Source organism: Rhizobium sp. LjRoot30, assembly GCF_964253915.1.
Taxonomy (GTDB): domain Bacteria; phylum Pseudomonadota; class Alphaproteobacteria; order Rhizobiales; family Rhizobiaceae; genus Metarhizobium.
Genome location: NZ_CAXUSG020000007.1, coordinates 20,142 through 33,392, shown reverse-complemented (window position 1 = coordinate 33,392; position 13,251 = coordinate 20,142). Strand labels below are relative to the sequence as shown.

General features: G+C 61.4%; 10 protein-coding genes. 5 read left to right on the top strand and 5 right to left on the bottom strand.

The genetic code is table 11. The features are described from left to right. Positions 1-87 precede the first annotated feature (87 nt). Both ACSQ3I_RS15295 and fumC read right to left on the bottom strand, forming a co-directional pair. Positions 88-1,695 (bottom strand): fumarate hydratase, encoded by a 1,608-nt coding sequence (locus tag ACSQ3I_RS15295; RefSeq protein ID WP_436000285.1) that lies wholly within the window; start codon positions 1,693-1,695, stop codon positions 88-90. Between the two features lie 131 nt (positions 1,696-1,826). Further along, positions 1,827-3,218 (bottom strand): class II fumarate hydratase, encoded by a 1,392-nt coding sequence (gene fumC, locus ACSQ3I_RS15290; protein ID WP_436000283.1) that lies wholly within the window; start codon positions 3,216-3,218, stop codon positions 1,827-1,829. A gap of 483 nt (positions 3,219-3,701) precedes the next feature. Between fumC and ACSQ3I_RS15285 the strand changes: the two genes are divergently transcribed. Further along, positions 3,702-5,612 carry a L,D-transpeptidase family protein gene (locus ACSQ3I_RS15285; protein ID WP_436000281.1) on the top strand — a complete coding sequence of 637 codons (1,911 nt, stop codon included), beginning with the start codon at positions 3,702-3,704 and terminating at the stop codon, positions 5,610-5,612. 95 nt (positions 5,613-5,707) lie between these two features. Here ACSQ3I_RS15285 and ACSQ3I_RS15280 read toward each other — a convergent pair whose 3' ends face one another. Then, on the bottom strand, positions 5,708-6,382 hold the full coding sequence (locus ACSQ3I_RS15280; RefSeq protein WP_436000700.1) for an HAD family hydrolase: 675 nt from the start codon (positions 6,380-6,382) through the stop codon (positions 5,708-5,710). 207 nt (positions 6,383-6,589) lie between these two features. Here ACSQ3I_RS15280 and rpiA point away from each other — a divergent pair, with 207 nt between their 5' ends. The 4 genes from rpiA (at position 6,590) to ACSQ3I_RS15260 (ending at position 10,878) form a co-directional block, all read left to right on the top strand. Further along, entirely contained in the window at positions 6,590-7,291 is a 702-nt protein-coding gene (gene rpiA, locus ACSQ3I_RS15275) for a ribose-5-phosphate isomerase RpiA (RefSeq protein WP_436000279.1), read from the top strand. 12 nt (positions 7,292-7,303) lie between these two features. Next, entirely contained in the window at positions 7,304-7,855 is a 552-nt protein-coding gene (locus tag ACSQ3I_RS15270) for a DUF2059 domain-containing protein (protein ID WP_436000277.1), read from the top strand. Positions 7,856-7,981: 126 nt separating this feature from the next. Then, positions 7,982-9,367: a glutathione-disulfide reductase gene (gene gor, locus ACSQ3I_RS15265; RefSeq protein WP_436000276.1), complete on the top strand. Its 1,386-nt coding sequence runs from the start codon at positions 7,982-7,984 to the stop codon at positions 9,365-9,367. A gap of 137 nt (positions 9,368-9,504) precedes the next feature. Beyond that, positions 9,505-10,878 carry a class II 3-deoxy-7-phosphoheptulonate synthase gene (locus tag ACSQ3I_RS15260; RefSeq protein WP_436000274.1) on the top strand — a complete coding sequence of 458 codons (1,374 nt, stop codon included), beginning with the start codon at positions 9,505-9,507 and terminating at the stop codon, positions 10,876-10,878. A 51-nt stretch (positions 10,879-10,929) separates the two neighbouring features. On the opposite strand, the gene ACSQ3I_RS15255 is transcribed toward ACSQ3I_RS15260, so the two are convergent. Together ACSQ3I_RS15255 and ACSQ3I_RS15250 are read right to left on the bottom strand one after the other, a co-directional pair. Next, positions 10,930-12,609: a TadG family pilus assembly protein gene (locus ACSQ3I_RS15255; RefSeq protein WP_436000272.1), complete on the bottom strand. Its 1,680-nt coding sequence runs from the start codon at positions 12,607-12,609 to the stop codon at positions 10,930-10,932. Between the two features lie 61 nt (positions 12,610-12,670). Next, positions 12,671-13,093: a TadE/TadG family type IV pilus assembly protein gene (locus ACSQ3I_RS15250; protein WP_436000271.1), complete on the bottom strand. Its 423-nt coding sequence runs from the start codon at positions 13,091-13,093 to the stop codon at positions 12,671-12,673. Positions 13,094-13,251: the final 158 nt, after the last annotated feature.

Here is a 13,251-nt window from a genome sequence, read left to right as displayed (position 1 = left end):
GTAAAATAATTACCGTGTCATTTTGCACCACCATTTCTACCGGTGGTGCAGGCTCAAGTTCCCTATACAAGCAGAGGGTGGCGGTGGTCAGCCGAGATTAAGTGCCTGGAAGAAATCGTTTCCTTTGTCGTCGATGACGATGAAGGCTGGGAAGTCGACAACCTCGATCTTCCACACGGCTTCCATGCCGAGCTCCGGATATTCGAGCACCTCGACCTTTTTGATACAGTCCTGGGCAAGCCGGGCGGCGGGACCGCCGATCGAGCCGAGATAGAATCCGCGATGTTGCTTGCACGCCTCGCGCACGGCGCGGGAGCGGTTGCCCTTGGCAAGCATCACCATCGAGCCGCCGAAGGACTGGAACTGGTCGACATAGCTGTCCATGCGGCCAGCCGTCGTCGGACCGAAGGAGCCGGATGCATAACCGGTCGGAGTCTTGGCGGGGCCGGCATAATAGACGGGATGGTTCTTCAGGTAGTCGGGCATGCCTTGGCCGGCCTCGAGGCGCTCGCGGATCTTGGCGTGGGCAAGGTCGCGTGCGACGATGATCGTGCCCGTCAGCGACAGGCGGGTCTTCACCGGGTGGTTCGAAAGCTCGGCGAGAATATCCGCCATCGGCCGGTTGAGGTCGATGCGCACGACGGATTCGGACAGCTTTGCCTCGTCGATCTCGGGCATGTATTTCGACGGATCGGTTTCCAGCTGTTCGAGATAGATGCCGTCCCTGGTGATCTTGCCGAGCGCCTGGCGGTCGGCGGAACAGGAGACACCCAGGCCGATCGGCAGCGAGGCACCGTGGCGGGGCAGGCGGATGACGCGAACGTCATGGCAGAAATACTTGCCGCCGAACTGGGCGCCGACGCCGAGTTGCTGGGTCAGTTTGTGGATCTCGGCTTCCATCTCCAGGTCGCGGAAAGCGTGGCCGCTTTCGGAACCTTCGGTCGGCAGGGTGTCGAGGTAGCGCGCCGAAGCGAGCTTGACGGTCTTCAGCGTCATCTCGGCGGAGGTGCCGCCGATGACGATCGCCAGATGGTAGGGGGGGCAGGCTGCCGTCCCCAGCGTCAGGATCTTCTCCTTGAGGAAGTCGACGAGCCTGTCATGCGTCAGAAGCGACGGCGTGCCCTGGTAGAGGAAGGTCTTGTTGGCCGAGCCGCCACCCTTGGCCATGAACAGGAACTTGTAGGCGTCGGTGCCTTCTTCGTAGAGGTCGATCTGGGCGGGCAGGTTGTTCTTGGTGTTCTTTTCCTCGAACATTTTGATCGGCGCCAGCTGCGAGTAGCGCAGGTTCTTCTTGGTGTAGGCATCGAGCACGCCGTCGGCCAGGGCGGTTTCGTCGCCGCCTTCGGTCCAGACGCGCCGGCCCTTCTTGCCCATGATGATCGCCGTGCCGGTATCCTGGCACATCGGCAGCACGCCGCCGGCGGCGATGTTGGCGTTCTTCAGCAGGTCGTAGGCGACGAAGCGGTCGTTATCGGTGGCTTCCGGATCGGCGAGGATCGCTGCAAGCTGCTTCAGATGACCGGGACGGAGGAGATGGTTGATGTCGGCAAAGGCGGCTTCCGCCAGGAGCCGCAGACCCTCCGGCGCGACGGTGAGGATCTCTTGGCCCTTGAACGTATCCACCGAGACATGGTCGGAAGAAAGCTTGCGGTAGGGCGTCGTGTCGTCGCCAAGCGGAAAGAGAGCGTCAGCCATCGGAAAAACCTTTCGAAGAGGGTTAAAACCCCTCTAGCGTCGGCTTTCCGCGAATGCAATCGGTACAAAACTGGACAAAAAAAGTAGCTATCCGGCCCTGTTTCCAAGGGCCGGATGAGGCAGCGGAAGGCTTATTTCGGGCCGATCATGTTTTCCGGGCGGACGTATTGGTCGAATTCCTCATTGGTGAGGTAGCCACCGCCGACGGTTTCTTCGCGCAGCGTCGTGCCGTTCTTGTGGGCCGTCTTGGCGATCTTGGCGCAGATGTCGTAGCCGAGGCGCGTGTTGAGCGCCGTCACCAGCATCAGCGAATTCTCGACACCCTTGCGGATATTGTCCTCGCGGGCCTCGATGCCGACGACGCAATTGTCGGTAAAGGAAACGGCGGCATCGCCGAGCAGCTGCACCGACTGCAGGAAGTTGTAGGCCATGACCGGATTGTAGACGTTCAGCTCGAAATGGCCCTGGCTGCCGGCGAAGGTCAGTGCGGCGTGATTGCCGAAGACCTGGACGCAGACCTGGGTGAGGGCTTCAGACTGGGTCGGGTTGACCTTGCCGGGCATGATCGACGAGCCGGGTTCGTTTTCCGGCAACGCGAGTTCGCCGAGGCCGGCGCGCGGGCCGGAGCCGAGGAAACGGATGTCGTTGGCGATCTTGAACAGGGCGGCGGCGGCCGAATTGATGGCGCCGTGGGCAAAGACCATGGCGTCATGGGCGGCCAGCGCCTCGAACTTGTTCGGCGCGGTGACGAAGGGCAGGCCGGTGATGGCGGCGATCTCTTCCGCCACCTTCTCGGCAAAACCGATGGGGGCGTTGAGGCCGGTGCCGACCGCCGTGCCGCCCTGGGCGAGTTCGTAGAGGCCGGGCAAAGTGAGTTCCAGCCGCTTGATGGCGGAGGCGACCTGGGCGGTGTAGCCGGAGAATTCCTGGCCGAGCGTCAGCGGTGTCGCATCCTGCGTATGGGTGCGGCCGATCTTGATGATGTTGGCGAAGGCGTCGGTCTTGGCCTGCAGCGCGCCGTGCAGGTGTTTTAGCGCCGGCAGCAGGTGATGAACGATGCGCTCCGCGCAGGCGATATGCATGGCCGTCGGATAGGTGTCGTTCGACGACTGGCTCATGTTGACGTGGTCGTTGGGATGCACCGGCTTCTTCGAGCCCATGACGCCGCCGAGCATTTCGATTGCCCGGTTGGAGATCACCTCGTTGGCGTTCATGTTGGACTGGGTACCGGAGCCGGTCTGCCAGACGACCAGCGGAAAATGCTCGTCGAGCTTGCCGTCGATGACTTCCTGTGCTGCTTCGACGATCACTTTTGCGAGATCGGGCGAAAGCTGGCCGAGCGCCGTGTTGGCGCGGGCGGCCGCCTGCTTGACGATGCCGAGCGCCCGGACGACGGACAGCGGCTGCTTTTCCCAGCCGATCTTGAAGTTGCCGCGCGAGCGTTCCGCCTGGGCGCCCCAATAGCGATCCGCGGCGACCTCGATGGGGCCGAACGTATCGGTTTCCGTTCTCGTCTTCGTCATGAGGTTTGCCTTTCCAACCGTCCGGGGACCGAAAGAATACCTGTTTTCAGGGCTGCGGTCATGATCCGCCACCGGTCCGCCTTGCTTTAAGATGAGCCTTCTTATCCAGTTCAATCGCCGGCAGCAATGGAAAACGGTTCGGCTTGCGGCGGATCTTCGCGACGCTGCGAAAGCCTCGAAATCCGTCATGAAAGCGTGATATTTCCGACACGCCGGACAAGATTGTCACAGCCGGAAGAGGAGCGGCAACGGCATTTCGCCCCTTTTCCCGCGGGGGGAAATTTTCGGAAAATTAACGAATAATTTCATAAATTTGTATGAATGTTGCGCGGATGCCGCCGGCGCGTGGCTTTCAGGAAACACCGGCTTGCGAATAAGCAGGCAGGCCCGGCCGTTTTCTTTTCAACGGAAAGGCGATCGGCTAGATATGCATCATCATGTGCAACGCCGGCCGCAGGCGACGACGACCGCAATAGACGGGGAATGATTTTGAGACAGACGAGATTGAAGAACGTCGGGGCTTTGGCCTTGGCTTTGACCTGTGGCGTCGCATTTTTCGGCGCGCAGCCGGCATCGGCGGGAACTCTTCTGGATTTCCTGCGCAGCAACAAGCATGGCCAGACGAAACAGACCCAGCAGCGCATCGAGCGCGGCGAATTCCCGGCTCAGCCGGTCTTTGAGGAAAAGGCCGCTGAATCGAAGCCGCTGCCGAAAGTTTCCGGCCCGCGCTACTACACCTACAAGGCCGACAGCCTGCGTCTCGTCGCCTCCTCGAAATTTGCCGATCCGCTGGTAACCGGCGCGATCGCCGGTGAAACGGCAACGACGACACCTATTAGCATTGATGCCGGCAGCGAACAGCGCCGCCTGCTGACCGAGGCCAAGGTCCGCGCCACCGACGAGATCGCCAAGGTGCTCGAAGGCTACTACGGCAGCAACAAGCCGCTGCTCTGGATCAACGGTAATGCTGTCAGCGACAAGGGCAAGGCCGCGCTTGCGGTGCTTTCCGATGCCGACGCAGTCGGTCTCGACGCCCGCGACTACAGTGTTGTCGCGCCGTCAGACCAGTATGACAGCATGGACGAGGCCGGGCACAACCGGGCGCTGATGCAGTTCGAACTGGAACTGTCCGCCAAGATGCTGGCCTATGTGCAGGATACCGTGCGCGGCCGTGTCGATCCCAACAAGATCTCCGGCTACCACGATTTCAAGCGCAAGACGGTCAACCTGTCGGGCGTCTTGAAGGTCGCCGCCGCCTCTCCTGATATCGCCGCCTATCTCGGCAGCCGCACGCCCTCCGGCCAGCAGTTCTCCCTCTTGAAGGCCGAGCTTGCCAAGCTGCGTGCCGAGCAGAAGGACGACGATCGTGTTGTCGTGACGCTGACAGGCCTGTTGAAGCCCGGCAGCAGTTCCGACCAGATGGCCAATATCGTTGCCGCCATCGGCAAGCACGGTTCGGATGCGCTGAAGGTGGATCACGCCCTGACGCTCTCCAGCTACACCCAGACGCCGGAATACACGCCGGAGCTGGTTGAGCTGGTGGAAGCCTTCCAGAAGGAGCGCGGCCTGAAACCGGACGGCGTCATCGGTCAGGCGACCGTACGCGCCATGGTCGGCGACAGCGATGCGGACAAGATCAACAAGCTGGTGGTGGCGCTGGAACAGGCCCGCTGGTTGCCCGCCGATCTCGGCAGCCGCTACGTCTTCATCAACCAGCCGGCCTACATGGTCTATTATCACAACAATAACCAGGAAGAGCTGTCGATGCGCACCGTCGTCGGCTCGCGCTCGAACCAGACCTACTTCTTCCAGGATGAAGTCGAGACGGTGGAATTCAACCCGTTCTGGGGCGTGCCGCAGTCGATCATCATCAACGAGATGCTGCCGAAGCTGCGTTCTGACCCGAGCTATCTCGACCGTCTGGGTTATGAAGTCGCGGTCAACGGCCAGGCGGTTTCTTCGACCAGCGTCGACTGGAACGGTTCGACCAACTCGATCTCCGTCCGCCAGCCGCCGAGCGGCGACAATGCGCTGGGTGAACTCAAGATCCTGTTCCCGAACAGCCACGCGATCTACATGCACGATACGCCGTCGAAGAGCTTCTTCAAGCGCGACGTGCGCGCTCTGAGCCACGGTTGTGTCCGCCTCGACGATCCGCGCGCCATGGCCGCTGCCGTGCTCGGCACGACGGTCGAGGATGTTGCCAAGCAGATCGCCGCCGGCAAGAACAAGGCGGTGCAGGTGCCGGAAAAATTCCCGGTCTACGTCGCTTATTTCACGGCCTGGCCGAACAAGGACAATGTCGTGGAGTATTTCGACGACGTCTATGGTCGCGATGCCTATGTGAACAAGGCGTTCGAAACCACCAGCAAGGCCCGCGCCGTGCAGGGCTGAGTGCTTTTCCCGGTATCAATTCAAGTGCAAAGGCCGCCAGCGAAAGTCGCAGGCGGCTTTTTTTGTTGTCAGTCGATGCGTGTCGACCTGATCATTCACCGATCGATGAGCGAAAACGCCAGTTCCGGCGTCAACTCGTCGAAATGGCGGATGATATGGCCGGGGTCGAAGCTTTCGATCGGGGCATCCGAATAACCGAACGGCACGCCGAGTGAGGGGATGCCGGCATTGCGGGCAACCAGAAAGTCGTTGAGGCTGTCGCCGACCATCAGCGTGCGGCGGGGATCGCCGCCGGCGCGCTCGACGGTGCCGAGCAGGTGGGCGGCATCGGGTTTGCGCACTGTAAACGTGTCGCCGCCGGTGATGGCGGCAAAACGACCGGTCATGTCAAGCCGTTCGAGCAGCGTGCGGGCCAGTCCTTCCATCTTGTTGGTGCAGACCGCCAGCTGGAAGCCGGCGGCGGCAAGCCGGTCGAGTGCGGCAAGCAGGCCGGGAAAAGGCCTTGAATCGCCGGGCATGGTGTCCTGATAGAAGGTGATGAACCGCTCCAGCATCGCCGGATACTCTTCCTCCACCAGCGGTTTTCCGCGCAGGGCAAAGGCGCGCTCGATCATCGCCCGCGCACCGTGGCCGACAAGATGGGTGAGGTCGGCATAGGTGACCGGTTCGAGGTCGGCGGCGGCGATGGTGTGGTTCAGGCTGGCGACGAGATCCGGCGCGGTGTCGATGAGCGTGCCATCGAGATCGAAGACGACAAGGGGGGCTGTCACGGGGGGAGCGGTCACGGGGAGGGCCTCTGGGCGGGAAACGGAACGGTTTCAGGCAGTATGGGAAGGGATTGCCGATTGCAACCCGATACGCTTTCCGCCGTTTGCGGCAATCGCAAATTTCACGATGGGGCGATTCTATTTGGTCTTTCGTTTGCGTTGACAGCCGTGTAAACAGCACACAACGCAATAGACGGGAGCTTGTGGCGCATGGACGCCCGCCAAATGAAGATCAAGGCCGCGGAAGCGGCGCTTGCGCATGTCGAGGACGGTATGCGGCTGGGGATCGGAACGGGGTCGACGGCCGAAGAATTCGTCCGGCTTCTGGCAGAAAAGGTCGCGGGCGGCCTGCGGGTGGAAGGCGTGCCGACCTCCGAGCGTACGGCACGGCTGTGCGTCGAACTCGGCGTTCCCCTGAAATCGCTCGACGAACTGCCGCATCTCGACCTGACCATCGACGGGGCCGACGAGGTCGATGCCAACCTGTCGCTGATCAAGGGCGGCGGCGGTGCGTTGTTGCGCGAAAAGATCGTCGCCTGCGCCTCCGACCGCATGATCGTCATCGCCGACGAAAGCAAGGTGGTGGGAACGCTCGGCGCTTTCCCCCTGCCGATCGAGATCAACCCTTTCGGCCAGGCCGCGACACGGCTTGCCGTGGAAAAGGTCGCCGCCCGGCTCGGCCTTTCGGGTTCGATGGGCCTGCGTGCCGCCGGTGAAGATCTGTTCATGACCGATGGCGGGCATCTCATTCTCGATGCATCATTTGGCCGTATTCCTGATGCAGAGGCACTCTCGAGCGAACTGAATTCAATCCCCGGCGTCGTCGAACACGGGCTGTTCATCAACATAGCATCACTTGCCGTTATCGCCGGTCCGGCGGGCGCGCGGACGCTGCAAGCGAAGACAGAATAGGAGCATTCATTCATGACGAAATTTGCAGGTTTCGGCCGTTTTGCCGCTGCAGCCATCGTTCTCACGGGAGTTGCGTTCGGTTCCGCCGCCCACGCGCAGGAAATCAGCGAAGCGCAGATTGCCGCTGCGAAGGCGGCGATCCAGTCGCTCAACCTGACGGCCCAGTTCGACAACATCCTGCCGACGGTTGCCGAGCGGCTGAAGGCGCAGCTCATCCAGGCGTCGCCGAACTACACCGACATGATCACCGCAACTGTCGATGAAAAGGCGCTGGCGCTTGCCTCGCGCCGCGGCGACCTGGAGCGTGAAGCTGCGACCATCTACGCCAAGTCGTTCACGACCGAAGAGTTGAATGCCGTTGCTGCCTTCTACCAGTCCGACGTCGGCAAGAAGCTGCTGAGTCAGGGTCCTGTCGCCACCCGCGAAATGATGAAGGCTGCCGATATCTGGGCGTCCGGCATTACCCGCGACCTCGCCAACGAAAGCGATGCGGCGCTCGAAAAGCAGATCGGTGAGCAGGTCAAGGCGCAGGGCGATCAGGCCCAGCAGCCCGCGCAGCAGTAAGGCGCCGTCCTTTTCGCGAATTATTTGAAAGCCCGGATTTTTCCGGGCTTTTATTTTTGTCATTGGAAATCCTATATCAGGGCGAAACAATCCAACGCCTCTGCGTTTGCTGAAGGAGTGCCTGCCATGCCGTCATTCGATTACGATCTTTTTGTCATCGGCGGGGGCTCGGGCGGTGTGCGCAGTGCCCGTGTGGCGGCTTCGCTCGGCAAGAAGGTGGGCATCGCGGAAGAATACCGTTTTGGCGGCACCTGCGTCATCAGGGGCTGTGTACCCAAGAAGCTGTTTGTCTATGCTTCCCAGTATCCGGAGCATTTCGAGGATTCTGCCGGCTATGGCTGGACGGTCGGTGAAAAGAGCTTCGACTGGAAAAAGCTGATCGCCGCCAAGGACAAGGAGATCACACGGCTGGAAGGGCTTTATCGCAAGGGCCTGGAGACGGCCGGCGCCGATATCTTCGAAAGCCGCGCAGAGCTCGTTGATGCACATACGGTTCTGTTGAAAGGTCTCGACCGGACGGTCACGGCCGAGCGGATCGTCATCGCGGTTGGTGGCGCGCCTAATCCGCATGCCGCCTTGCCGGGGTACGAGCTTTGCATCTCCTCCAATGAAGCGTTTCATCTGGAGACCCTGCCGAAGTCGATTCTGATTGCCGGCGGCGGCTACATCGCCGTGGAGTTTGCCAACATTTTTCACGGTCTCGGCGTCGAAACGACGTTGATCTATCGTGGTCAGGAAATCCTCTCGCGCTTCGACCAGGACATGCGTCGCGGGCTGCACGAGGCGATGACCGCCAAGGGCATCCGCATCCTGCTGCAGGACGTCTTGCAGGATGTGTCGCGAAACGAGGACGGTAGCCTGGCGGTCACGATGAACAATGGCAACCTGCAGGTGGAGACGGTGATGCTGGCGCTCGGCCGCGATCCCAACACCAAGGGGCTGGGCCTGGAAAATGCCGGGGTGCAAATCGATGAGCGCGGCGCGATCGTTGTCGATGCCTATTCGCGCACCAACGTGCCGAGCGTCTTCGCGCTCGGCGATGTCACCGACCGGGTGCAACTGACGCCGGTGGCGATCCACGAGGCGATGTGTTTCATCGAGACCGAATATCGCGGCAATCCGACACCTGTCGATCACGACCTGATCGCCACCGCGGTGTTCTCGCAGCCGGAGATCGGCACGGTCGGCCTCAGCGAGGAGGCGGCTGCGAAGAAATACGGCGAGCTGGAAATCTATCGCGCCCAGTTCCGGCCGATGAAGGCGACGCTCTCCGGCCGGCAGGAAAGGACGATCATGAAGCTGATCGTCAATGCGGCCGATCGCAAGGTCGTCGGCGCCCATATCCTTGGCCATGAGGCCGGCGAGATGGCGCAGCTTCTCGGCATCACACTCAAGGCCGGCTGCACCAAGGACGATTTCGACCGTACTATGGCCGTTCATCCGACTGCTGCGGAAGAGCTCGTCACCATGTACGTGCCGAGCTATCGAATCCGCAACGGCGAGCGTGTGTGACCGGCACGCATCGCCCGTTTTGCCGGCGGCATCGTCTGTCGGCGCGGCGGCTATGCAAACGCTTTGTTAAAGTTTATAAGCCCGCATTTCCAACACGACGGGGCATCCGCCGAGGATGCTTGAGCACAGGTGAGTAGATGGTACAGAATTGGACCCCGAGCAGCTGGCGGCAGAAACCCATCCAGCAGGTGCCGGACTATCCGGATCAGGCAGTGCTGAGCGCGACCGAAGCGCAGCTCGCAAGCTATCCGCCGCTGGTTTTTGCCGGTGAAGCCCGCCGCCTGACCAAGGCGCTCGCCAATGTCGCCGAAGGCCGCGGCTTCCTGCTGCAGGGCGGCGATTGTGCCGAAAGCTTTGCCGAACACGGCGCCGACAACATCCGTGACTTCTTCCGCGCTTTCCTGCAGATGGCCGTCGTCCTGACGTTTGGCGCGCAGCAGCCGGTTGTCAAGGTTGGCCGTATTGCCGGCCAGTTCGCCAAGCCGCGCTCGTCCAACATCGAGAAGCAGGGCGATGTCTCGCTGCCGAGCTATCGCGGCGACATCATCAACGGCATCGAGTTCAACGAAGAGTCGCGCATTCCCAATCCGGAACGGCAGATGATGGCGTATCGCCAGTCGGCCGCGACGCTGAACCTGTTGCGCGCCTTCGCCATGGGCGGCTACGCCAACCTCGACAACGTTCACCAGTGGATGCTCGGCTTCATCAAGGACAGCCCGCAGGGCGAGCGTTACCGCAAGCTGGCCGACCGCATCACCGAAACCATGGATTTTATGAAGGCGATCGGCATCACCTCGGACAACAATCCGAGCCTGCGCGAGACGGATTTCTTCACCAGCCATGAGGCGCTGCTGCTCGGCTACGAGCAGGCCCTGACGCGTGTCGATTCCACGTCCGGCGACTGGTATGCCACATCCGGTCACATGATCTGGATCGGCGACCGTACGCGCCAGGCCGACCATGCGCATATCGAATATTGCCGCGGCATCAAGAACCCGATCGGCCTGAAGTGCGGCCCGTCGCTGACTGCCGATGGCCTGATCGAGCTGATCGATATCCTCAATCCGGCCAATGAGGCCGGCCGCCTGACGCTGATCTGCCGCTTCGGCCACGACAAGGTCGCCGAGCACCTGCCGCGGCTGATCCGCGCCGTCGAGCGCGAAGGCCGCAAGGTCGTCTGGTCCTGCGATCCGATGCACGGCAACACGATCACGCTCAACAACTACAAGACCCGGCCGTTCGAGCGGGTTCTGTCGGAAGTCGAGAGCTTCTTCCAGATCCATCGTGCCGAAGGCACCCATCCGGGCGGCATCCATATCGAGATGACCGGCAAGGACGTGACCGAATGCACCGGCGGCGCGCGCGCCGTTTCTGCCGAGGACCTGCAGGATCGTTACCACACCCATTGCGACCCGCGCCTCAACGCCGATCAGGCGCTGGAACTGGCTTTCCTCCTGGCGGAGCGCATGAAGGGCGGCCGCGAAGAAAAGCGCCTCGTCGTCAACGGCTAAACCGGGCAGACAGACTGCAAGCACCAAAACCGGGCCGCGAGGCCCGGTTTTTTATTGCACAAGAACAGCGTTGCGGCAGCGGACGTCGGACACGCTGACGTCGGCTTCACCGATCTTCACGCCGAGGATGAGCAGCGTGTTGTAGAGAAGGTCGTCGAGAGGTGCTGTAACGCCGGCTAGCGTGTTGGCGAGCGCTGTTTGAACCGCCTTCGGGGTACCGAGCGGCAGGCCGAGAAGGTCGATTTCCAGTGTCAAGTTGCCGAGCAGCGAGCTGACCGTCGAGGTCAGCGCATCCTTGGTCGAGACGTTGCGGATCTTGTTGGCGGCTATGTCGGCCGGCGTGAAGGTGAGGCGGGTCGGCTTCATGTTGGTGGTGTTGACATGCGCCATGGCCGTCACCTTGAGCGCGGCCGAGGAAAGAATGCGTGCCGGGGTGACGCGCGGTTTGTCGGAAAAGTTGGCGAAAGCACTCGTATCCACCGCGCCGATGGCAAGTTCCAGCACGCCGGGCACGGTGTCGATGGTGACGTTGGCATTGGTGCCCACCCCGCCGAGGCAACGGATATCCGCCAGCCTGGCTTCCGCATGGGCGATTTCGACATAGATCGGCAGATGCAGCTTGAGGCCGGCAAGCAGGGCAAGGCCATCGATGCTGGCATCGACGAGGAGGCGGGTCTGCGCGGTGCGGACGATCGACCCGGGGTCTCCGACCTTGATGGACGGCGTTTCGACCGGCGGCTCGCCGATCGCCACCGTCAGCGAGATGGAAGCCAGGCCGGGAATTTTGCCGGCAAGGTTGATGCCGACCTGTTTGCCGCCGCCGGCGGCAACGGCGCCGGCATTCACCAGTTGCAGCAGGTTGGCCTTGACCATCAGGTTCTGATGGCTGCCGACGGGATTGCTGCCGATGGCGTGCAGGTCGAGGATCTGGCTGAGTTTCAGCCGGGCACTGGATTTTCCGATTGCCTGTTCGACGCCTTTGAGGATCGCCGCGACGGACGGCGTGACACCGGTCGTCTTTCCGAGCGCGGCAAGAAACTGGCCATAGGAGATGTCCTGCTGCAAAATGTCCTCGTAGCTCAGGGCTTGCAGGCCAACATGGACCGCCAGCGCGTCGACGAACGAGAGGGCGTTGATGTCGATATTGGCAAGCGCCTTGTAATCCATGAGGCTGAGGGTCAGCTTGGCGCCGAGGAGGCCACCGAGCAGATCGTTGAGCAGGCCGTCATTGATGCTCGCAAGCCGTGATCCAATGGTGAAGGCGGCATATTTCTGCGTTGCCGCGACGCCGCTGGCGGTGACGACCGGAGAGGTCGAGAATATGCCGGCGAAATAGACCTCGCCCGGTTCCTCGATATTGACGCGGGCGGAATCGAACGGCGCGGTTCCGGGCTCGAAGCGCTGGTCGACCGGCAGGTTCGGATCGGCGGCATAACGACCGCGTTCGACGGTGGCGATACCGCCAAAATGGGGATAGATCGCCTCGCCGGCCGGCAGGATCTCGCCATCGGGTTTGATCAAGCCGCGGGAGGATTGAACGACGAGATTGATGCCGTTGGTGCGAAAATGCTCGGCAAGGTTCGTTTCCGCCTGGTCGAGCTGCGAGGCCGCAACGATGGCGGCAATGTCGGCCAGCCCCTGAGCTTGTCGCTTCTGCAGGGTGAGCGCGCCAAAATCGACGCCGAGGCCGAGAATCATGATGACGAGGGGCGCGATCAACGCGGATGACAATGCAATGTTGCCGCTCCTGTCGTGTTGCCATTTACGGAGCGATGCGTTTTTCAATCGCATGTCAGATCCCTCCGATGCGGATCGTCGAAAAGCGCCGGATTCGCTCATCCGGCAAGACGAAAGAGTAGAGCTTGAAGATCGGCAGGTCGGAGGCATCGTAGTCGAGCGCGACGATGAATTGATTGGGATTGGCGGGATCGTCCTTCACGGACACCTGAAGCCGGTTACGGCTGAGAAAGGCGTAGTGCAACGTGGTGTCGTCAACGAAAGCCTGCGCGAGCCGGGACCGTTCCTCGGCCGATAAGCCGGCAACGGCCGTGCGCGCGGCATCGGCGGCGATCTGCTGCACCGAGTTGGCGGCGGCAATGTAGATGCCGTAACCGATAAGGCTCAGTACCGTCATCAGGAAAAGGGGGGCGATGACGGCAAATTCCACCGCGGCGGCACCCCTGCGGCAGAAGAAGAACCTCCGAAGATGGGGCATGGGTCATCTCCTATTGATTGAGTTAGTATACTATAATGAAATCATATGTTGCTTTCACATTTGCTAATTAATCCTTAAAATCGATTGCCGAATAATCTTTTTACGGGAATATATTTTTAGAAAACCACCTTCGGTCGGCATTCTGAGGCGGGATAAAG